Source organism: Amycolatopsis sp. FBCC-B4732 (genome assembly GCF_023008405.1).
In the GTDB taxonomy this organism is placed as follows: Bacteria; Actinomycetota; Actinomycetes; order Mycobacteriales; family Pseudonocardiaceae; genus Amycolatopsis; species Amycolatopsis pretoriensis_A.
The window spans coordinates 6503361-6523792 of sequence record NZ_CP095376.1 but is presented as its reverse complement, the minus strand read 5'-3'; the positions used below and the strand labels follow the sequence as shown (position 1 = coordinate 6523792).

Below are 20432 nucleotides of genomic sequence, written 5' to 3'. Positions count from 1 at the left end.
AGGTCTTGACGAGAACCTTGACTGTCCGGTGGGCCGCTGCCCAAGGTGACCCGGTTCGACCGACTGCGCGACAAGGTTGTCATTTCGGTCGCGCTGACGACGTGAGAGGCGATGGCCATGGCGCGATTGCGCTTAAGAGCCGGTTTGACCTTTTTGACCTTGGCGGTGACGGCAGCGGTGGCTCCCGCTTTGCCCGCCGCGGCAGCCACGAGCACCGATTTCGCGAAGTGGGTCAACCCCTTCGTCGGCACCCGCCCCGGCGGCGCCGACCACGGCACCGGCGGCGGCGCCGGCAACACGTTCCCGGGCGCGGTGGCGCCGTTCGGCATGGTCCAGTGGAGCCCGGACACGGTGAAATCCCAGCCGGGCGGGTACTTCTACGACGACAACGCCCTCACCGGGTTCAGCCTGACGCACCTTTCGGGCGCGGGCTGTTCGACCTATGAGGACATCCCGTTCATCCCTTATGTCGGCGAAGTGACGACGTCCCCGGCGACCGACCCGTCCCACTACACTTCGAAGTTTTCGCACACCAACGAACACGCGACCGCGGGCGCCTACGACGTCACCCTCGACAGCGGCGCGAAGGTCGAGCTGAGCGCGACCCAGCGCACCGGCTCCGCGCGGCTGACCTACCCGGCGGGCGCGTCCTCGACGTTACTGGTCAACACCTCCGGCTCGGTCAACGGCACCGACGACGCGTCGATCACCATCGGCAAGGACACCATCAGCGGCTGGGCCACGAGCGGCCGCTTCTGCGGCGCGCAGAACAGCTACCGCGTCTACTTCTCGGCCAAGTTCGACACGCCGTTCGCCTCGATCGGCACCTGGAAGAACGGCGCCGTGACGCCGGGCAAGGCCGCGGAAACCGGTGGTGCCAAGGCGAAGGTCGCGCAGCCCAACGGCGTGAACGCCTCGATCGCGCGCACCACCACCGCCAAGCAGCAGAACACCACCGTGTCCGGCCCGGGCAGCGGCGGGTACGTCACCTTCGCCAACCTCAACGGCGCCCAGGTGAACGTCCAGGTCGGACTGTCCTTCGTGTCCGTGGACGGCGCCAAGGCGAACCTGAAGGCGGAGAACACCGGGAAGTCGTTCGACAAGGTGGCCGCGGGCGCGCGGAAGGCGTGGAACGACCAGCTCGGCAAGATCGCCGTCACCGGTGGCTCGGACGCCGACCTGACGACGTTCTACACCTCGCTGTACCACTCGCTGATCCAGCCGAACGTCTTCTCCGATGTGGACGGTCAGTACATCGGCTTCGACGGGCGGATCCACAAGGCCGACAAGGGCCACGCGATGTACACGAACTTCTCCGGCTGGGACATCTACCGCTCGGAGGTCCCCCTCCTGGCGACGATCGACCCGAAGGAGACGTCGGACATCGTCCGGTCCATGATGGCCTACGCCGAGCAGGGCGGCTCGTGGGACCGCTGGACGGTCGCCAACGACTACACCGGCGTGATGAACGGCGACCCGTACCACATCATCGTGTCCAGCGCGTACGCGTTCGGGGCGCGTGACTTCGACGCCCAGAAGGCGTTGCTGCTCATGATCAAGGGCGCCACCCAGCCGACGCAGGGCTACACCGAGCGGCCGGGCCTGGAGGACTACCAGAAGCTCGGGTACGTGCCGGGCGCCGGCGCGGACACGCTCGAATACACCAGCGCCGACTTCTCCATCGCCCAGTTCGCGAAGCGGCTCGGCGACAGCGCGACGTACACGACGTTCATGAAGCGCGCGCAGAACTGGCAGAACCTCTACAACCCCGGGACCGGCCACCTCCAGCCGCGCAACGCGGACGGTTCGTTCGCCGGCACCTACGACCCCGCCAGCTCGCAGGGCTGGGTCGAGGGCAACGGCGCGCAGTACGAGTGGATGGTGCCCTACGACCTCGGCGGCGTCGTGACGGCGTTCGGCGGGAACACCGCGACCCAGTCCCGGCTGGACACCTTCTTCACCGACCTGAACGCGGGCACGCAGGAGCCGTACGCCTTCATGGGCAACGAGCCGAACTCCAACGCGCCGTACGTGTATTCGTACGCGGGCGCCCCGGCCAAGACCCAGTCGATCGTGCACCGCTCGATGGACGAGCTGTACAACCCGCGTCCGGAAGGCCTGATCGGCAACGACGACCTCGGCCAGATGTCGGCCTGGTACGTCTGGTCCGCGCTCGGCATCTACCCGGAGATCCCGGGCCGCGCCGAGACGCTGCTGGTCACCCCGCGCTTCGAGCACGCCGTGCTCACCACCGGCGCGGGCAAGAAGGTCACCATCAATGCGCCGGGAACCGGCGACTACGTGGGCAGCCTGAAGGTCAACGGTGGCGCGGCCGCGAAGGCGTGGCTGCCGGAGGCGCTGATCTCCGGTGGCGGTACGCTCGACTACACGCGGTCCGCCACGGCGACCGCGTGGGGCAGCGCGGCGGCCGACGCCCCGCCTTCGTTCCGCGAGCAGGAGAAGCCGAGCTTGTCCTTTGTGGACCCGGCCCGCGCGGTGACGCCCGCGGGGTCGACGTCGAAGGCGTCCGTGGGTGTCCAGGACCTTTCCGGCACCGCCCGGACCTGGACCTACAGCGCCGGCAGCGTCGACGGGATCACGCTGACCCCGGCGTCGGGCAGCATCGCGGTCCCGGCCGGTGGCAAGGGGAAGGCCGATCTGACGGTTTCGGTGCCGGCGGGACTGGCCGACGGCGCCCGCCGCATCCCGGTGACGTTCTCGTCCCCGGGACTCGCGAGCACGCAGGCCGTGCTGACGGTGCTGGTGGCCCAGCCGAACAGCTGGCTCGCCACGGTGAACAACGCCGGCATCTCCCCGGATTCGAACTCGGGCGCGGCCAACTTCGACGGCGGCGGCTGGAGCTACTCGGCCGACGCGCTGGCCGCGGCCGGCGCCACCCCGGGCGGCACGGTGACCAGTGACGGCATCAAGTTCACCTGGCCGTCGTTCCCGGTGGGCGACCCGGACAACGTCGTCGCCGGCGGCCAGAAGGTGAACGTGACCGGGTCCGGGCGGCTCGCGCTGCTCGGCTCGGCGTCCAACGGCAACGCGTCCGGCACGCTGACGGTGACCTACACCGACGGCACCACCTCCACCGCGACCATCGGGTTCTCCGACTGGACCCTCGGTGGCGGCGGCGCGCAGCCGGCGTTCGGCAACCGGATCGTGCTGTCCACGCCGTACCGCAACGCTTCGGGCAGCGACCCGCAGCAGATCCGCACGATGGTGTTCGGCACCAACCCGATCACCCTCGACGCGGGCAAGACCGTGGCGAGCGTGACGCTGCCTTCGAACGTGAGCGGCGGCGCCCTGCACGTGTTCGCCATCGGCATCGGCGCGTAGTGATCCCCCTGTGAAAGGCCGCCCGCCTCGCGCGGGCGGCCTTTCCTGGCATCGAGAGGAAAGCTCAGTGAAGAGCAAGGTCCTGGCGGGCGCGTTGACGCTCGCCGTGGTGGCGACGGGGGTGAGTCCCGCGGTCGCTTCGGCGTCCGGCGGGGACGCTCTCGACGCCGTGAACACGTTCATCGGCACGCAGGACGAGGGGAACACCTTCCCGGGTGCCTCGGCGCCGTTCGGGATGACGCAGGTCAGCCCGATCACCTCGCACTACGCCGGCTACCGCTACACCGACACCGCGATCCGCGGGTTCGGGCACTTCTTCCTGTCCGGCGCGGGCTGCTGGGAGCAGGGGGGCCTCGTCTCGACGCTGCCGACCACCGGCGAAGTCGGCCCCGGCAAGGCGTTCGACACGAGTGCGCCCGAAACATTCGACCAGAAGCAGTACGCGGCGCCGTTCACCCACGACGGCGAGGTCGGCAAGCCCGGCTACTACAAGGTCCACCTGACCGGCTACGGCGGCGTCGAGGTCGAGACGACCGCGGCGACCCGGGCGGGCGTCGAGCGGTACACCTTCGCGAAGCCCGGTGATGCCAACGTCTTCGTCAACGTGGGGCAGGCCGACGACAAGGAACCGGTGACGGGCAGCAGCATCCGCGTCGTCGACGACCGGACCGTCGAAGGAACCGTGGAGTCGCAGGCCTTCTGCGGCGGCAAGCCCTACACGACCTACTTCACGACGAAGTTCGACAAGCCCTTCAAGTCCTCGGGCACGTGGTCGCCGACCGGTGGCACGCCGGGCTCCCGCTCCTCCGCGGGCGGGGCCGGCCTGCGCGGCGCGTGGCTGACGTTCGCGGGCGGCGGCCAGGTCACCGCCACCACCGCCATCTCCCAGGTGGACGCCCAAGGCGCGCGGGTCAACCTGGCGTCGGAGCGCATCCGGTCGTTCGACGCGGCCAAGGCCGACGTCCAGCGCACCTGGCGGCACGAGCTGTCCACCGTGGACATCAAGGGCGGCACGACCGACGACCGCACGGTGTTCTACACCTCGCTCTACCACGCCTTGCTGCAGCCGCTGACGGCCAACGACGCCGACGGCCGCTACTACGGCTTCGACAAGAAGATCCACCGCGCGGTCGGCTGGACCTACTACGACTTCTTCTCGCTGTGGGACACCTACCGCTCCCAGAACCAGCTCCTCGCGCTGCTGCGGCCGAGCCGGGCGAAGGACATCGCCAAGAGCATCCTCGCCATCCACGACCAGGGCGGCTGGCTGCCGCGGTGGGCGTACGCGAGCCAGGAGACGAACACGATGACCGGCGACCCGGTCACGCCGTTCCTGGTCGACCTCTGGCGCTTCGGGGCGCTCTCGGGCGAGGAAACGCGCGCCTACCAGGCGTTGCTGCAGAACTCGACGCAGATCCCGCCCGCGTCGTCGCCGTTCCAGGGCCGCTCGGGCAACGCGAGCTACCAAGCCGACGGGTTCGTGCAGTACGACCCGGACTTCCCGAAGAAGGGTCAGGACACCGACCCGAACCACGGCGCGTCGGCGACGCTGGAGTACGCACTCGGTGACTGTTCACTGTCGGTCATGGCGGCCGCGCTCGGCAAAAAGGACGACGCCGCGGCGCTGGCCGCGAAGGGCCGGACCTACCGGACGCTGTGGGACGAAACGCAGACCGACCGCGGCTTCACCGGCTTCTTCCGGCCGAAGGTGGCCGGCGGTGCCTGGTTCAGCCCGGCCGACAAGCCGTACAGCCCGCAGAGCCAGGACGGCTTCCACGAGGGCACGGCCTGGCAGTACCAGTGGCTGGTCCAGCAGGACGTCCCCGGCCTGGAGCAGCGGATGGGCGGCCCGGCGGCCACCGGGAAGCGCCTCGACGACTTCTTCGCCTACGACGAACTGGTGAAGAACCCGGCGACCGCGGTGCGCGAGAACTGGGTCGTCGGCCCGTACGACTACTACGACCAGTTCCGCTACAACCCGAACAACGAGCCGGACCTGCACTCGCCGTGGATGTACGCGCTCACCGGGCAGCCGGCGAAGACGTCGACGGTCGTGCGGGCCGCGCACACGCTGTTCACGAACGCGCCCAACGGTGTCACCGGGAACGACGACCTCGGCACCATGTCGGCCTGGTACGTCTTCAGCGCCCTCGGTCTCTACCCGGCCGTCCCAGGGACTGGGAACTTCGTGCTCAACACGCCGCGGTTCGCCAAGTCCGTGCTGCACCTGGAGAACGGGCGCGACATCACGATCAAGGCGCCCGGCGCGGACGGTGCGAAGCTGCAGTACGTCGCGGGGCTGAAGGTCGGTTCGAAGCCGAGCGACAAGGTGTACGTCGGCTTCGACCAACTCAAGCGCGGCGCGACGCTGGACTTCTCCCTGACTGCTGACGTCGCGAAGGCGACGTGGGGGACTTCGCCGTCCGCAGCACCGGTTTCCCCGTGTTCTGACTAGACAGCGGCGCTCACGAACGTGGTCTTGACCACAATGGACCACGTTCGTGAGCATCGTCACGGGACCCGGTGTTCCGGTGAGGGCCGTCACGCCTCACACTGGTATCAGCACGTCCGACGACGCCGTTGACGTACAAGGCAAGTCCGCCTTGGACGGTGTGTCGGGCGTTTTTTTGTGAACACAGCTCGTGTGTAGTGACCAACGTGGTGAGACCCCACAGGAGGAAGACGTGTCCAGCAAGGCCGCTCTAGTATTCCGCGTGGCCGCAGTAGCCGAAGCCCTTTCCTGGGCGGCGCTGCTTGTCGGGATGTTCCTCAAGTACGTCGTCCACTCCTCCGGCGAGGGCGGCGTGCCCGTCATCGGCATGGTGCACGGCGTGATCTTCGTCCTCTACGTGGTCGTCTCCCTGTCCGTGGCGAAGCCGCTCGGCTGGCGCCCGAAGACGCTGGTCCTCGCCCTGCTCGCGAGCATCCCGCCGCTGTTCACGTGGCTGTTCGAGAAGTGGGCGCTGCGCAACGGCAAGCTCGACGGCCCGCAGCGGCTGTCCCACGGCGGTGTCGGCCTGTTCCAGGTGCGCGAACCCGTCGCCGCCTGATCCCAAGACGTGAGAAAGGCCCGCACCGCCCGGTGCGGGCCTTTTTCGTCATTCCGTGAAGTCGCCCGCCGCCCGGCGGACCTTCGTCAGCAGGTCGGTCAGCTGCTCGGTCTGCCGCTCGGTGAGCCCGGACAGTCCGAAGTCGATGGTCGTCACGGCCTCGGTCGCGGTCTCGCGGCGCTTGCGGCCTTCGTCGGTGATCTCGACGAGCGTGGTGCGGCGGTCCGTCGGGTGCGGGACGCGTTTGACGAGCCCGTCGCGCTCCAGCCGGTCGACTATGTTGGTGACACTGGTGGGGTGCAGCTGGAGCCGCTCGCCCATCACCCGCATCGGCAGGCTGTCGCTGCGGGCGAAGGTGAGCAGCACCAGTGCTTCGTACCGGGCGAAGGTCAGGCCGTGCGGCTTGAGCGCGCCGTCCACCGCGGACTGGATGATCTGCTGGACCCGCATCACCCCGGTCACCGCGGCCATGGTCCCGGAGGGGCCGATCCGGTCCTCCCAGAGCGCGGCCGCGCGGGCGATCGGGTCGAACGGCAGCGGACGGTTCATGACACGCGAAGTTACCAGCGGGTACCGGCGCGTGTCGCCCGACCGGCGGAAAGAGCACCGAAGAAGGGACTTCCGACCATGATCGTCGCGTTCAGCGTGAGCCCGTCCGGCGGGGAGCCCGACGGCGGGGTGAGCGAAGCCGTCGCCAAGGCCGTCAAGGTGGTCCGCGACTCCGGGCTGCCCAACTCGACCAACGCGATGTTCACGAACATCGAGGGCGAGTGGGACGAGGTGATGGACGTCGTCAAGCGCGCGGTCGAGGCCGCGGGCGAAGGCTCGGCGCGCGTCGGGCTGGTCCTCAAGGCGGACATCCGGCCGGGCTTCGAGGGCCAGCTGGAAGCCAAGGTGGACCGGATCGAAGCGCACCTCCGCGACGCGGACTAGGGGAGTGGCGGGGTGAAGGCGACCGTCCAGCGGCCGTCTTCGCTCGTCACCGTCAGCGGGTAGCTGAACGGCTGCCCGTCTCCGAGCGTGCCCGTCACCGTGGCACGCGAAGGCGCGGCGGCGTCCGGCCCGAGCGCCACCCGCACGTCGTGGGCGCCGTGGTCGGCGAGCACCGCGACGTAGTCCTTCGCGAAGTCGCCGCCGCCGGAGCCGGGGTAGTCGAGCAGGCCGCCCAGCGCGTCCGCGTCGTGCCCGGAAAGCGCCGTGGCCAGGCGATCGCGCAGCTCGGCCGGGGACGCGGCGCCCGGGTCCGGCTCGTGCACGATGAGCAGCGTCACCGCGCCGATCCACGCGACGGCGGCGGCGATCGACAGCCCCACCTTCACGTCACGCCGGATGTGCACCGGCCGAGCCTGCCCCAGCGGGGGCCGTCCTGCCAAGCGGACCGGCCGGGGCACCCGGTGAAACTCCTCCGGCGCGCGTGCCAGGATGGAGGGCGTGACACAGCCACGCGGATCTGCAGCGAAGTCAGCGGCCTTGTCGGCCGCCCTCTCCGGCGCGGTCGACCTGTCCGCGCTCAAGGCCCGCGCCGACTCGGCGCAGCGCCAGCCGGCCCCGCAGGCCGGCCCGCCCGGCGGCGACGGGCCGCCGCCGCCCGTCTCGACCGACGCCGTGATCGATGTCACCGAGGCGACCTTCCAGACCGAGGTCGTCGAGCGGTCCCTGCGCCAGCTGGTGATCGTCGACCTGTGGGCCGAGTGGTGCGGCCCGTGCAAGCAGCTGTCCCCGGTGCTGGAGCGGCTCGCCGCCGAGTCCGCCGGCGCGTGGGTCGTGGCCAAGGTCGACGTCGACGCCAACCCGCGCATCGCGCAGCTGTTCGGCGCCCAGTCCATCCCGACGATCGTCGCCATCGGCGGCGGCCAGCCGGTCGACGCGTTCTCCGGCGCGCTGCCCGAGCCGGAGATCCGCAAGTGGATCAACGCGCTCCTGGACGCCCTGCGCGACAAGCTCCCGTCGATCCGCGAGGCGGAGGCCAACGGCGGCGGCCCGGTCGAGGAGCCCGAGGACCCGCGCTTCACCGAAGCGGAAGAGGCCTTCGAGCGCGGCGACTTCGCCGCGGCCCAGGCGGCGTACGAGCGCATCCTCGACGTCGAGCCGGCCAACGAGCTGGCGAAGAACGCCCTGGCCCAGGTCAAGTTCACCGCCCGCGCGGAGAGCGCTGACCCGGAGGCCCTCGCCAAGGCCGACGCCGACCCGACCGACCTGACGGCCCAGCTCGACGCGGCCGACCTGGAGATCGCGGCGAACGACGTCGAGGCGGGCTTCAAGCGCCTCATTGACGCGGTCCGCCGCACGGCGGGGGAGGACCGCAACCGGGTCCGCGAGCACTTGGTGGCGTTGTTCGACCTCTTCGACCCGGCCGACGACCGCGTGATGAAGGCCCGCCGAGACCTGGCGAGCGCCCTCTTCTGAGAACGGCTTGCGTGGCGGCTCTCACCTGAGCGACTCGGGTGAGGGCCTTTTCGCGCCGGGGCCGCACGAACGGTCCACTCGCGCCGTGCGGGCGGGCGCGAGCGGTCCACTCGCACCGGTGGGGGCCGCGCGAAAGGTCCGTTCGCGCCGCGCGGGCCGCACGAACGGTCCACTCGCGCCGCGCCCCACCCCAGCGCACGAAGAAGGCCCCCACCGCGCGGTGGGGGCCTTCTTCACGCTTCCGCTCAGCCGTACTGCTTCGAGCAGACCGACGAGCCCTCGAGATAACCCTTCCGGAGCGACTCGACCCGGTCGAAACCACTGTCCGGGCGCTTCCCGTTCACGTCCGCCGACACCAGGCTCTCCGGCTGCAGCAGATCCGCGATGGCCTCATCGAGGTCACCAGCCGACAGCCGCAGGTCGCCCGGCCGGTTCGTGAACGCCGCCCAAGCGCCGACCAGGCACGCCGTGCGCAGGCCCGCGTTCGCGTTGTCGATCGACGCGCCGACGCCCTTCTGGATACCGAGCGCGTACCGCGAAGCGACCTCCGAGAACGCCGCGAAGTCGCCCATGCCGCCCGGGTCCTCGCCCTTCATCTCGGCCTCGCGGTCGATCGGCTGGGCCAGCTGCGACAGCTTCGCCAGGTCGATGCTCACCGTGTTGTCGCCCGGGCAGTACGACGCCGGCGGGGTGGTCTGGCAGCTGCCGCCGTCGGTGATCTCCGGGCCGGCGACGCCGGCGCCCTTGAAGGCCTCGTCGAGGCTCTTCTTCAGCAGCTCGACGGCCTGGTCGGTGAACTTCGCGTCGCCCTTGCCGGTGTCGCCCTTGTCGAACGGGCGCTCGGTGAGCCGGGCCTTCACGTTGTCGGCGTTCATCGCCGCGCACTCCTTCGGGCCCTTCTCGAACCCGGCCTGGAACGCGTACGTGCGGTCGAACGCCGTGCCGTGCGCGCCCTTGTCGGCGGCGCTGGTGCCCGCCTGGTCGCGGATCAGGAACATCGACGCCATCACCTGGTTCAGGCCCTCGGACGTCGACACCCGGTAGAACTTGCTCTTGTCCTCGGCGACCCAGCGGAAGTAGCCGCCGGCGAAGCAGTCGGCCTGCTGCTCCTTGACCACGGTCGGGGTGCTCTTGGTGATCCCGGCCTTGTCGCCGAGCCGGTACTGGACGGCGTGGCCGAACTCGTGCGCGAGCACGACGACCACCGACATCGGGCCGAACCGCTGGCGCAGCATCGGCAGCAGCACGCCGCGGTCCCACGCCACCGAGTCGTCGACCGGGCAGTAGAACGCGTTCACGAGCTTCTTCACGCTGCCGCAGCCGGTCTTCTCGGTGTCGGTCTGCGCGTCGTAGGACAGCAGCGACTTCACCGGCTCGAACTGCTGCCCGAAGTCGGCCTTCAGGTGCTCGCCCCAGTACGTCTGGACGTCGGCGATGGCGGCCGTGGCGAGCTTGTCGTCCTCGCCGCCGTCGGCGTTGCGGACGTCGAGATCCGGCGACGGCGCGTCCGGCTTGAGGCCGCTCTCGAAGTGCGTCACCGGCAGCCCGGACACCGAACCGGCGCCGTTGTCCCGGACCGGACCGCTCCCCGAACCGCCCTTGTCGTTGCACCCGCTCACGGCCACGGCCGCGACGGCGAGCAACGCGACCAGCGCGCGCCGTCCTCCCCCATGGATCATCTGTTCACTCGCTCTCGTACCCACCCGGACCCGACGGGCAGGACCATACCCAGGGCTTACGCGGAGCGTGCACGTTATCCCCGAACTACTGCCTGCGCACATCGGGCCGCGGCCCGATATCGTCGCTTCCCATGCGTGCAGTCCGCCGGTTCACCGTCCGCGCCAGTCTCCCGGAGTCCTTGTCCGGCCTCGGCGCGCTGGCCACCAACCTGCGCTGGACCTGGCACCCGCCCACGCGCGACCTGTTCGCGTCGATGGACGCCGAGCTGTTCAACGCCGTGCGCGATCCGCTGCGGATGCTCACCGCGCTGCCGCCGGCCCGGCTCGACGAGCTGGCCGTCGACGACGGCTTCCTCGCGCGCGCCCGCGCCGCGGCCGAGGACCTGCAGCGGTACCTCGACGAGCCGCGCTGGTACCAGCAGCGCGGCGACGCGGACCTGCCGCCCGCGGTCGCCTACTTCTCGATGGAGTTCGGCGTCACCGAAGCCCTGCCGAACTACTCCGGCGGCCTCGGCGTGCTGGCCGGCGACCACCTCAAGGCCGCGTCCGACCTGGGCGTGCCGATGGTCGGCGTCGGGCTGCTCTACCGCAACGGCTACTTCCGGCAGTCGCTCTCGCTGGACGGCTGGCAGGTCGAGCACTACCCGGTGATCGACCCGAACGCGTTCCCCCTGGAGCTGCTGACCGCGGGCGGGCGGCCGGTGCTGATCGGCGTCGCGATGCCGGGCGGGCGCGAGCTGTGCGCCCAGATCTGGCAGGCCCGCGTCGGGCGCGTGCCGCTGCTGCTGCTCGACACCGACGTCGAGGCCAACGACGAAGACCTGCGCGGCGTCACCGACCGCCTCTACGGCGGCGACGCCGACCACCGGCTGCGGCAGGAGATCCTGGCCGGCATCGGCGGTTTCCGCGCGGTGCGCAAGTACTGCGAGCTGACCGGCCACCCGCAGCCGATGGTGTTCCACACGAACGAAGGCCACGCGGGTTTCCTGGGGCTGGAGCGCGCCCGCGAGATCGTGCAGGCCGACGGCCTCGCGTTCGACGAAGCCATGCCCGCCGTCCGCGCCGGGACGCTGTTCACCACGCACACCCCGGTCAGCGCGGGCATCGACCGGTTCCCGGTGGACCTGGTGCAGCGTTACTTCAACGACGGCAGGCTGGTGCCGGACATCGACCCGAGACGGGTGCTCGCGCTCGGCGCCGAGGACAACCCCGGCCTGTTCAACATGGCGCACATGGGCCTGCGGCTGGCGCAGCGCGCGAACGGCGTCTCCCAGCTGCACGGGCGCGTCACGCGGCGGATGTTCTCCCGGCTGTGGCCCGGTTTCGACCACGACGAGGTGCCGATCTCGTCGGTGACCAACGGCGTCCACGGCCCGACGTGGGTGGCGCGCGAGCTGAGCACGCTGCTCGGCCGCGAGTGGGGCCTCGACGTCGGCGAAGGGCCGCTGCGCGACGGCGTCTCGGACGCCCAGCTGTGGGGGCTGCGGCGCGAGCTGCGCGAGAAGCTCGTGCACGAGGTCCGGCGCCGGGTGCGTGCGGCGTGGCTGCAGCGCGGCGCGTCCCCGCTGGAGCTGGGCTGGGTGGACTCGGTCTTCGACCCGGACGTGCTGACGGTCGGGTTCGCCCGCCGCGTCCCGACGTACAAGCGGCTGACGCTGATGCTGCGCGACCCCGAGCGCCTGCGCACGCTGCTGCTCAACGAGGAGCGGCCGCTGCAGGTCGTCGTGGCCGGCAAGTCGCACCCGGCCGACGAGAACGGCAAGCAGCTGATCCAGCAGATCGTCCGCTTCGTCGACGGCGCGGACGTCCGGCACCGGATCGTCTTCCTGCCGGACTACGACATGTCGATGGCGCGCTACCTCTACCGCGGCTGCGACGTCTGGCTGAACAACCCGGTGCGCCCCCTGGAGGCGTGCGGGACGTCGGGCATGAAGTCGGCGCTGAACGGCGGCCTCAACCTGTCGATCCGCGACGGCTGGTGGGACGAGTGCTACGACGGCAGCAACGGCTGGGCGATCCCGACCGCGGACGGCGTCACCGACCCCCTGCGCCGCGACGACCTCGAGGCGGCGGCGCTGTACGAGCTGCTCGGCCAGCAGATCGCCCCGCTGTTCTACGACCGCTCGGCCGACGGCGTCCCGACCGGCTGGCTGTCGATGGTGTGGCACACGCTGGAGACGCTCGGCCCGCGCGTCCAGGCGTCCAGGATGGTCCGCGAGTACGTGGACAACGGCTACCTCCCGGCTTCCCGCATGGTGGCCGAGGCAACGGGCGACGGCTACCGCGGCGCGCTGTCCCTGGCGGACTACCGCACGAAGCTCGAGGTCTCCTGGCCCCGCCTGCGCATCTTCGACTCGGAACTGCTGGTGGAGCAGACCGAGCCGCTGGTGGTCGGCACGGAGGTGACGATCCGCGCCCGCATCGACCTGGCCGGCCTGAACCCGTCCGAAGTGGACATCCAAGCGGTGGTCGGCCAGGTGGCCGACGACGACGAACTCCGCGACGCGGTGACGGTCCCGATGACGGAGGACGGCATCGGCGCGTTCGCGGCCCGCTTGAAGCTGCCGAGGCCGGGGTCGATCGGGTACACCGTGCGGGTGCTGCCGAAGCACGGGTTGCTGGCGACCCCGGCGGAACTGGCGCGGGTCGTGCTGGCCTGAGTCACCAGTACGGCGGCGGCACCACGGGCCCGGCGAAGGGCGGCGGAATCCGGTGCGGCCCCGACGGCGGCGGGGGAAGCACGGGCCGGCCCGTGCGGTAGGCGTACTCGACGGCCTGGAGCCGGGCTTCGAGTTCGGCGACCTTGCGGTCGCTTTCGTGCTCCTTCGGCCGCGGCAGCCACGCCGACACGCGGGCGGTGACCAGGCTGCCGACCAAGCACGAGAGAATCGCGATCAAGATCAATTCCACTGTGGTGCTCCCGTTGTCTCGCGGCCGCCGGAGAACGGGCCGTCGAAACCAACGTACGTGCGGTGATCCATTGTCGGGCCGCTGATCTGCGCTTTCGCCAGAAACAAGTCAAGGACGACCGTACGGTTTGGACTCTTGCGCTATTCCGCTTGACGAGTTTTTGGCGAGAGTGGTGCCGGGAAGTTGTCCAAGATCTGTCAAGAACTTGGCGGAAACCCTGGTGGTGCCGGGTTTTGAGCGACGACACGCGTGGGTAATGGAGTTGTGCGCGCGGTTTGTACGACCTTTATGATGCGGACTCCGTTCTGGATGCTGGGGAGTGACGATGGCCGGGCGACACCCGACTGCGGATGGGGGCAAGGACCCCGGACTCCTGCGCGCGGAAAACGCCGCCAGCCGGTTGCACAAAAACGCCGGTGTCCGGGGTGCGGGCCTGCCGGGGAAACTCGGTGCCGATCTGCGCCGGATTTGGGCGATCGAAACCGAGGCGTCGCCCGTGCGGGTCTGCGCGATCGTGTGCCTGCGGTTGCTGGAGGTGCTCGACTCGATGGTCGAGCCGAAGCCCGAACTGGTGCACGCCGCCTACAACATCGGGCCGGAGCCGCTGTCGGCGAACTTGGGCACGCGGCTCGAGAGCCTCCCGGGCCGCTCGGCCCGGAGCCACACCCGCGACCTCGAGCACTTCCAGGAGGCCTTGTACCTGAGCCTGCGGACGCCCAAGTCCCGGTTCGGTGAGCGGGAGATCATCCGGGCGCAGCAGCGGCTGGCCGGCCGGACCGTGCCGCCGCCCAGCCCCATCGAAGGCTTCCACGCCAACGCGGACGACGTCGTCCGGTGGTTCCTCGACCAGTCCTGGTGCGCGCCGGCGGACCTGGCGCGGGAACCGATCATCGTCGACCTCGGCCCGCGCGGGGCCTGGCTCTGCGTCTTCCGCGACGAGCACACCCTGGCCGGCTACCGCGACGCCGTCGGGTGCCGCTGGCCCGGCGGGCTCCAGGCGACCGGCCGCGAGTTCGTCGGCCGCGCCGCCCGGCGCGCCACGCCCACCGGGCTGCTCGTCGACCCGAGCGCCCGCCGCGGCACCGGCGCCGAGCGGTCGTTTTCGCTGCCCCCGTCGCTGATCGCCGAGCTGAGCCCCGGTTCCCCGGGCTGACCCGAAGGACGACCTGAATGAACGGCTTCGAAGCCGACCCCGCGCTGCTGCGGGCCGCCGGCCTCCGGATCGGCGCCCAGGCGGCCGGCACCGGCCGGTCCGAGCTGGGGTACAAGGCCAAACCGGAGCAGGCCGGCGACGTCCTGCTCGGCCGCGCGCTCGCCGACCTGCAGGAGGCGTCCGCGCGCGCGGCGAAGCTCGTCTTGGGCGAGGCGCGCGAGCTCGGTGCGCGGCTGGAGCGGGCGGCGGGCCAGTACGCCCACCAGGACGAGAACGTCCGCGACATCCTCGGCCGCTCCGCTACCGGCACCGAGCTCGGCTGAGCGGCGGGCGAGCACCGTGATGGGGGACGCCGGCTGGTCGCCGGGCACGATCAAGCTGGTCCGGGGCGAAGCCACGCGGCTGGGGGAGCTGGCGCGCGCGTTCGACGCCCTCGACGCCGAGCTGCGGCTCCTCCTGCCCGAAGGCTGGGCGGGCCGCGCGTACGACACCTTCTCGGACACGCGCGGCCGGCTGGCCAAGCACGCGCGCTCGGTCGCCGATGCGCACGAGACGGCGTCGCGGGCGCTGGAGGACTACGCCGACACCCTGGCCGAGCTGGCCGAGCGGCGCCGGTACGAGCAGGCTTCCGACGGCCTCGCCCGGCTGGAGGTGCAGCGGGTCGAAGCGGCCGCGCAGGCGGAGAAGGCCTGCCGGAAAGCCGCCGAAGAGCTCGACGGGGTGCGCCCGGCGCTGCCCGAACCCGCCGCGGCCGCGGTACCGGCCCCGCCCGGACCGGCGGGTGACCGGGGCGGGCCGCCGTTCCTCCAGGAGAGGCGGCCGGCCGGTGCCGAGCGCGAGCGCGAAGACCCGCGTCTCGGCGACGTCGACCGGGCCGGGTACCGCTGCGCGCTGCAGGAGCTCTGCGACGCCGTGCTCGACCACCTTTCGGCGGCCTGACCTGGAGCTGCTCCAGCCCGAAATCGTTGCGCGCTCCGCTTCCCCCGGCGTTAGGTTGGCTGCATGCGCTTCGGAATCTTCGTCCCGCAGGGCTGGCGGCTCGACCTCGCCGGCATCGATCCCGCGGACCACTGGAAGACCATGCTCGGCCTCGCGAAGCACGCGGAGGCCGGGCCCTTCGAATCGATCTGGGTCTACGACCACTTCCACACCGTGCCCGTCCCCACCGAGGAGGCCACGCACGAGGCCTGGTCGCTGATCTCGGCCTTCGCCGCCGCGACGGAGACCGTGCGGCTCGGGCAGATGTGCACCTGCATGGGGTACCGCAACCCCGCGTACCTCGCGAAGGTCGCCGCCACCGCGGACACCATCGCCGGCGGGCGCGTCGAAATGGGGATCGGCGCCGGGTGGTACGAGCACGAGTGGCGGGCCTACGGCTACGGCTTCCCCGGCGCCGGTGAGCGGCTCGGGCAGCTCGACGAGGGCGTGCAGATCATGCGCGACCTCTGGACGACCGGAACGTCCACACTGGACGGCAAGCACTACCGGACCGACGGTGCCATCCTGCGTCCGCTGCCGCCGCAGGAAGGCGGGATCCCGTTGTGGATCGCCGGCGGCGGCGAGAAGAAGACGCTCAAGATCGCCGCGAAGTACGCGAAGTACACGAACTTCGCCGCCGACCCGGAGACGTTCACCCGCAAGTCGGAAATCCTCGCGCAGCACTGCAAGGACGTCGGCACCGACTACGACGCCATCGTGCGCTCGGCCAACCACAACGTCGTGCTCGGGGAGACCGAGAAGGACGTCCAGGACAGGCTGGCCTGGCTGAAGTCGCACCTCGACAAGTACGCCCCGGCCGAAGCCGCCGAGCGCTGGCACGGCAACTTCGTGAACAGCCCGACCACCGGCACGCCCGAGCAGGTCACCGAAAAGCTCGCCGCGATGGGCGAACTCGGCATGTCCTACGCGATCTTCAACTTCCCCGAAGCCGCGTACGACCGCTCCGGCATCGACCTGTTCACCGAGAAGGTCGCACCCGCGCTCGCCTAGGGCACCGCGGGACTGCCGCCGGTCTGCACGGGCAGGCCGGCGGCGGCCCACGCGCGGAAACCGCCTTCGAGGTCCGTCGCGTTCGGCAGGCCCAGCCGCTGGAGGTCGGCCGCCGCGAGACTCGACGAATAGCCCTCGTTGCACAGCACGATCACCGTCGAGTCCGCCGTCACCGACGGCAGCCGCCACTCGCTGTCCGGGGCCAGGCGCCACTCCAGGTGGATCCGCTCGACGATCACCGCGCCCGGGATTTCGCCCTCGGCCTGGCGGTTTTCGAACGGCCGGATGTCGACCAGCAGGGCACCTGCTTCCTGCAGTTCCCGCGCGGACGCGGGACTCACCCGGTCCAGTCCGGACCGGGCCGCGGCGAGGAACGAATCGACAGCGCTCATGGCCGGACGATAGCGGGCAGCGGCGGGATTTCCGCCGGGACGTCGGCGAGCGTCGTGTACTCGCGCGTCGCGACCAGCGGCGGCGAGTACGCGTGGACGCTCGCCGCGGGCTGGTCGCCGGCGCCGGTGACCTGGTGGGCGCGGCCGGCGCCGAAGCCGAGACCCTGGCCCGCGACGTGCGTGCGGCGCCGGATCGGGCCGCCGGGGTAGCGGTACTCCTCGCCGATCTCGCCCTGCAGGACGGTGAACGAGCCGGACGCGCCGCCGTGGTCGTGCGGCTTCGTGTGCTGGCCGGGCAGCCACGACAGCAGCCACAGCTCGACGCCGTCGGTGAGGGCCAGCCGGGCCCACCACCGCCGGTCTTCGTCGAAGCGCAAGATGCTCCGCAGGTTCGCGGTCAGCTCGGTGGTGACGGTGGCGGTCAGGTCGGCCAGCTCACGCGGGGTCCAGAGCAGCCGCGACGGGTGCAGCAGCTCGGGCAGCAGCGGGTCGGTCAGCTGCGGGTGGATCTCGACGGGCGGGCGGACGATCGAAGTGGTCAACGCGGGTGCTCCTCGGACGCGAAAGGTGATTCGGGACACGGGGGCAGCGCGGCACGCGCACGCGTCGAGAAGCCGTGAAGAGGACGCGTGGGATCAGCGGAGCCGCGCCCGCGTACACCCGGCCGAGGCGACGAGGAGCAGGTCGATGGTGCGACGGCGCCAGAACGAACCCCGGGTGACTCCGGTGGCGGGCGCGTCGGCTGACATGCCAGTGATCGTGCCACAACTCCGGCGCGAGCTGCTCTCCCGCGATGCTGCGTTCCACGAAGTGGGCACGCTCCGACCTGCCGGATCGCCCACTCACCCGGGCGGGTGCGCACGCGCGCGCGACGACAGACAGAATGGGGCTCGTGAGCGAGCCGATCCAGCCCAGCGAACTTGACGACCTCGTGGTCCGGATGGCCGGTGTCGGCGTCCGCCGGGGGACCAACGACCTCCTCAAGGGCCTCGACTGGTCCGTGGAACTGGACGAGCGCTGGGTGGTGCTCGGGCCGAACGGGGCGGGCAAGACCACCCTCCTGCGCCTCGCCGCGGCCGAGCTGCACCCGACGACCGGCGAGGTCGACCTGCTCGGCGAGCGCATCGGCCGGGTCAACATCTTCGACCTGCGCCCGCGCATCGGTTTCACGTCGGCGGCGATCGCGCAGCGCGTCCCGGGTGACGAGCTGGTCAAGGACGTCGTGGTCAGCGCCGGCTACGCGGTGCTCGGCCGCTGGCGTGAGGAATACGACACCCTCGACACCGCCCGCGCGACCGAGCTGCTCGAAGCGATGGGCATCGGCAACCTGGCCGAGCGCACTTTCGGGACGCTGTCCGAGGGCGAGCGCAAGCGGGCCCTGATCGCGCGCTCGCTGATGACCGACCCGGAGATGCTGCTGCTCGACGAGCCGGCGGCGGGCCTCGACCTCGGCGGCCGCGAAGACCTGGTCGCGCGGCTCTCGACGCTGGCCCTCGACCCGGACGCGCCGGCGCTCGTGCTGGTCACCCACCACGTCGAGGAGATCCCGCCGGGGTTCACCCACGCGCTGCTCCTCCGCGACGGCGGCGCGGTGGTCTCCGGCCTCGTCGACGACGTCATCACCAGCGAAAACCTGTCGAAGACGTTCGACCAGGACCTCGTGCTGGAGCGCTCCGGGGATCGCTTCTTCGCCCGCCGTCGCTAAGCTGACGCTTACCGGCGGGTAGCCTGCTGGCACTTCGTCAACGAGGAGGATGGGCGTGGGAGAGTTCGTAACCCTGGAGGTCAAGGACGGGGTCGGCACGATCCGGCTCGACCGGCCGCCGGTCAACGCCCTGAACGCCCAGGTCACCGCCGAGCTCGCGGAGCTGGCGAAGGAGGCCACCGAGCGCGACGACGTCCGCGCGGTGATCCTCTACGGCGGCGAGAAGACCTTCGCGGGCGGCGCGGACATCAAGGAGATGGCCACCCGCACGTACCCCGAGATCGCGAAGTTCGGCGCCACCCTCACCGGCACCCTCGCGCTCATCGCGAACATCCCGAAGCCGGTCGTCGCGGCCATCACCGGCTACGCCCTCGGCGGCGGCCTCGAACTGGCGCTGACGGCGGACTGGCGGGTCGCCGGCGACAACGTCAAGGTCGGCCAGCCGGAGATCCAGCTCGGCGTCATCCCCGGCGCGGGCGGCACCCAGCGCCTGGCGCGCCTGATCGGTCCGAGCAAGACCAAGGACATCGTCTACACCGGACGGTTCGTCAAGGCCGAAGAGGCGCTGCGGCTGGGGATCGTGGACCAGGCCGTCGCCCCCGACGACGTCTACGCCGCCGCGCACAAGTGGGCGGCCCAGTTCGCGAGCGGCCCCGCCGTGGCGCTGCGCGCGGCGAAGGCGGCCATCGACGGCGGTCTCGACACCGACCTCGCGAACGGGCTCAAGCTCGAATCGCACCTGTTCGCCGCGCTCTGGGCGACCGAAGACCAGCGGAACGGCATGAAGTCGTTCATCGAAAACGGGCCCGGCAAGGCCACTTTCGAAGGGAAATGACGCCTTGACCGACGTGAACGACCCGGCCCCGAACCCGCACGCCACCGCGGAAGAGGTTCAGGCGGCCTACGCCGACCCCAAGCTCGCGAACGTGCTGTACCACGACTGGGAAGCCGGCACCTACGACGAGAAGTGGTCGATCTCGTACGACGAGCGCTGCATCTCCTACGCCACCGACGTGTTCAACGCCGTCGCGGGCGACGACGGCCAGCCCTACCAGCACGCGATGGAACTGGGCAGCGGCACCGGTTTCTTCCTGCTGAACCTGATGCAGGGCGGCGTGGCCAAGAAGGGCTCGGTCACCGACCTCTCGCCCGGCATGGTCCAGGTCGCGCTGCGCAACGCCGAGAAGCTCGGCCTCGACGTCGACGGCCGGGTCGCCGACGCCGAGCGCATCCCGTACGACGACAACACGTTCGACCTCGTCGTCGGGCACGCGGTGCTGCACCACATCCCGGACGTCCAGGCGGCGTTCCGCGAGGTGCTGCGCGTGCTCAAGCCGGGCGGCCGGTTCGTCTTCGCCGGCGAGCCGACCAAGATCGGCGACTTCTACGCGCGCAAGCTCGGCCAGTTCACCTGGTTCCTGACCACCCGCGTGACGAAGCTGCCGGTGCTGAGCGGCTGGCGGCGCCCGCAGGAGGAGCTCGACGAGTCCTCGCGCGCGGCCGCGCTGGAAGCCGTGGTCGACATCCACACGTTCGACCCGTCGGAGCTGGAGTCGTGGGCCCGCGGGGCCGGCGCGCAGGACGTCCACGCGGTCACCGAGGAGTTCGCCGCGGCGCTCGCCGGCTGGCCGATCCGGACGTTCGAAGCCGCGGTGCCGCCGGAGAAGCTGACCGTGCGCTGGCGGCTGTTCGCCTACAAGCTGTGGCTGCGGCTGTCCGCTGTGGACAAGAAGGTGCTCGCGAAGGTCCTGCCGCGCGAGCTGTTCTACAACGTCATGATCACCGGGACCAAGCGGCCGTCCTGAA

General features: G+C 70.8%; 19 protein-coding genes. 13 read left to right on the top strand and 6 right to left on the bottom strand.

The features are described from left to right. The first annotated feature begins 117 nt into the window (after positions 1-117). From MUY14_RS28530 to MUY14_RS28520, 3 genes are all read left to right on the top strand, one after another. Positions 118-3342 (top strand): GH92 family glycosyl hydrolase, encoded by a 3225-nt coding sequence (locus MUY14_RS28530; protein ID WP_247013692.1) that lies wholly within the window; start codon positions 118-120, stop codon positions 3340-3342. A 67-nt stretch (positions 3343-3409) separates the two neighbouring features. Beyond that, on the top strand, positions 3410-5797 hold the full coding sequence (locus MUY14_RS28525) for a GH92 family glycosyl hydrolase (protein WP_247013690.1): 2388 nt from the start codon (positions 3410-3412) through the stop codon (positions 5795-5797). A gap of 229 nt (positions 5798-6026) precedes the next feature. Further along, the gene (locus tag MUY14_RS28520; protein WP_086673082.1) at positions 6027-6392 is read left to right on the top strand and encodes a DUF3817 domain-containing protein; all 366 of its coding nucleotides are present in this window, start codon (positions 6027-6029) and stop codon (positions 6390-6392) included. Between the two features lie 48 nt (positions 6393-6440). On the opposite strand, the gene MUY14_RS28515 is transcribed toward MUY14_RS28520, so the two are convergent. Beyond that, positions 6441-6941: a MarR family winged helix-turn-helix transcriptional regulator gene (locus MUY14_RS28515; protein ID WP_247013688.1), complete on the bottom strand. Its 501-nt coding sequence runs from the start codon at positions 6939-6941 to the stop codon at positions 6441-6443. Between the two features lie 78 nt (positions 6942-7019). Between MUY14_RS28515 and MUY14_RS28510 the strand changes: the two genes are divergently transcribed. Further along, on the top strand, positions 7020-7325 hold the full coding sequence (locus MUY14_RS28510; protein ID WP_247013686.1) for a thiamine-binding protein: 306 nt from the start codon (positions 7020-7022) through the stop codon (positions 7323-7325). Here the strand turns inward: MUY14_RS28510 and MUY14_RS28505 are convergent. Continuing rightward, a complete protein-coding gene (locus MUY14_RS28505) occupies positions 7322-7729 on the bottom strand; it encodes a hypothetical protein (protein WP_247013684.1) in 408 nt (135 codons plus the stop codon). The two genes, MUY14_RS28510 and MUY14_RS28505, sit on opposite strands and share 4 nt — an antisense overlap. 94 nt (positions 7730-7823) lie before the next feature. On the opposite strand from MUY14_RS28505, the gene MUY14_RS28500 reads away from it, so the two are divergent. Further along, entirely contained in the window at positions 7824-8798 is a 975-nt protein-coding gene (locus MUY14_RS28500) for a tetratricopeptide repeat protein (protein WP_247013682.1), read from the top strand. A gap of 245 nt (positions 8799-9043) precedes the next feature. On the opposite strand, the gene MUY14_RS28495 is transcribed toward MUY14_RS28500, so the two are convergent. Next, positions 9044-10477, bottom strand: coding sequence for a neutral zinc metallopeptidase (locus tag MUY14_RS28495; RefSeq protein WP_247013680.1), 1434 nt, complete (start codon positions 10475-10477; stop codon positions 9044-9046). Between the two features lie 131 nt (positions 10478-10608). Here MUY14_RS28495 and glgP point away from each other — a divergent pair, with 131 nt between their 5' ends. Then, positions 10609-13137: an alpha-glucan family phosphorylase gene (gene glgP, locus MUY14_RS28490; RefSeq protein WP_247013678.1), complete on the top strand. Its 2529-nt coding sequence runs from the start codon at positions 10609-10611 to the stop codon at positions 13135-13137. A 1-nt stretch (position 13138) separates the two neighbouring features. Here the strand turns inward: glgP and MUY14_RS28485 are convergent, their stop codons facing one another. Then, a complete protein-coding gene (locus MUY14_RS28485; protein WP_247013676.1) occupies positions 13139-13375 on the bottom strand; it encodes a hypothetical protein in 237 nt (78 codons plus the stop codon). 337 nt (positions 13376-13712) lie between these two features. Between MUY14_RS28485 and MUY14_RS28480 the strand changes: the two genes are divergently transcribed. The 4 genes from MUY14_RS28480 (at position 13713) to MUY14_RS28465 (ending at position 16529) form a co-directional block, all read left to right on the top strand. Then, positions 13713-14540, top strand: a complete 828-nt coding sequence (locus MUY14_RS28480) for a hypothetical protein (protein ID WP_247013674.1) — start codon at positions 13713-13715, stop codon at positions 14538-14540. Positions 14541-14557: 17 nt separating this feature from the next. Further along, complete coding sequence (locus MUY14_RS28475; RefSeq protein ID WP_247013672.1) at positions 14558-14863, top strand: hypothetical protein; 306 nt, start codon at positions 14558-14560, stop codon at positions 14861-14863. Positions 14864-14882: 19 nt separating this feature from the next. Continuing rightward, positions 14883-15479, top strand: coding sequence for a putative T7SS-secreted protein (locus MUY14_RS28470; protein WP_247013670.1), 597 nt, complete (start codon positions 14883-14885; stop codon positions 15477-15479). 63 nt (positions 15480-15542) lie between these two features. Beyond that, the gene (locus tag MUY14_RS28465) at positions 15543-16529 is read left to right on the top strand and encodes an LLM class F420-dependent oxidoreductase (RefSeq protein ID WP_247013668.1); all 987 of its coding nucleotides are present in this window, start codon (positions 15543-15545) and stop codon (positions 16527-16529) included. On the opposite strand, the gene MUY14_RS28460 is transcribed toward MUY14_RS28465, so the two are convergent. Both MUY14_RS28460 and MUY14_RS28455 read right to left on the bottom strand, forming a co-directional pair. After that, on the bottom strand, positions 16526-16921 hold the full coding sequence (locus tag MUY14_RS28460; protein WP_247013665.1) for a rhodanese-like domain-containing protein: 396 nt from the start codon (positions 16919-16921) through the stop codon (positions 16526-16528). The genes MUY14_RS28465 and MUY14_RS28460 overlap by 4 nt on opposite strands. Then, the gene (locus MUY14_RS28455) at positions 16918-17463 is read right to left on the bottom strand and encodes a cysteine dioxygenase family protein (RefSeq protein ID WP_247013664.1); all 546 of its coding nucleotides are present in this window, start codon (positions 17461-17463) and stop codon (positions 16918-16920) included. The genes MUY14_RS28460 and MUY14_RS28455 overlap by 4 nt, the downstream gene beginning before the upstream one ends. A 341-nt stretch (positions 17464-17804) precedes the next feature. Here MUY14_RS28455 and MUY14_RS28450 point away from each other — a divergent pair, with 341 nt between their 5' ends. Genes MUY14_RS28450 through MUY14_RS28440 form a run of 3 tightly spaced genes read left to right on the top strand, consistent with a single transcriptional unit; the run spans position 17805 to position 20431 of the window. Next, the gene (locus MUY14_RS28450; protein ID WP_247013662.1) at positions 17805-18626 is read left to right on the top strand and encodes an ABC transporter ATP-binding protein; all 822 of its coding nucleotides are present in this window, start codon (positions 17805-17807) and stop codon (positions 18624-18626) included. 55 nt (positions 18627-18681) lie between these two features. Next, positions 18682-19461, top strand: coding sequence for an enoyl-CoA hydratase/isomerase family protein (locus tag MUY14_RS28445; RefSeq protein ID WP_247013660.1), 780 nt, complete (start codon positions 18682-18684; stop codon positions 19459-19461). Between the two features lie 4 nt (positions 19462-19465). After that, the gene (locus MUY14_RS28440; RefSeq protein WP_247013658.1) at positions 19466-20431 is read left to right on the top strand and encodes a class I SAM-dependent methyltransferase; all 966 of its coding nucleotides are present in this window, start codon (positions 19466-19468) and stop codon (positions 20429-20431) included. The last annotated feature ends 1 nt before the right edge of the window (position 20432 follow it).

Coding starts and splice junctions, on each gene's coding strand:
- MUY14_RS28530 (WP_247013692.1), top strand. CDS start 118: ATGGCGCGATTGCGCTTAAGAGCCGGTTTGACCTTTTTGACCTTGGCG.
- MUY14_RS28515 (WP_247013688.1), bottom strand. CDS start 6,941: ATGAACCGTCCGCTGCCGTTCGACCCGATCGCCCGCGCGGCCGCGCTC.
- MUY14_RS28510 (WP_247013686.1), top strand. CDS start 7,020: ATGATCGTCGCGTTCAGCGTGAGCCCGTCCGGCGGGGAGCCCGACGGC.
- MUY14_RS28495 (WP_247013680.1), bottom strand. CDS start 10,477: ATGATCCATGGGGGAGGACGGCGCGCGCTGGTCGCGTTGCTCGCCGTC.
- glgP (WP_247013678.1), top strand. CDS start 10,609: ATGCGTGCAGTCCGCCGGTTCACCGTCCGCGCCAGTCTCCCGGAGTCC.
- MUY14_RS28480 (WP_247013674.1), top strand. CDS start 13,713: ATGGCCGGGCGACACCCGACTGCGGATGGGGGCAAGGACCCCGGACTC.
- MUY14_RS28475 (WP_247013672.1), top strand. CDS start 14,558: ATGAACGGCTTCGAAGCCGACCCCGCGCTGCTGCGGGCCGCCGGCCTC.
- MUY14_RS28470 (WP_247013670.1), top strand. CDS start 14,883: ATGGGGGACGCCGGCTGGTCGCCGGGCACGATCAAGCTGGTCCGGGGC.
- MUY14_RS28465 (WP_247013668.1), top strand. CDS start 15,543: ATGCGCTTCGGAATCTTCGTCCCGCAGGGCTGGCGGCTCGACCTCGCC.
- MUY14_RS28460 (WP_247013665.1), bottom strand. CDS start 16,921: ATGAGCGCTGTCGATTCGTTCCTCGCCGCGGCCCGGTCCGGACTGGAC.
- MUY14_RS28450 (WP_247013662.1), top strand. CDS start 17,805: ATGGGGCTCGTGAGCGAGCCGATCCAGCCCAGCGAACTTGACGACCTC.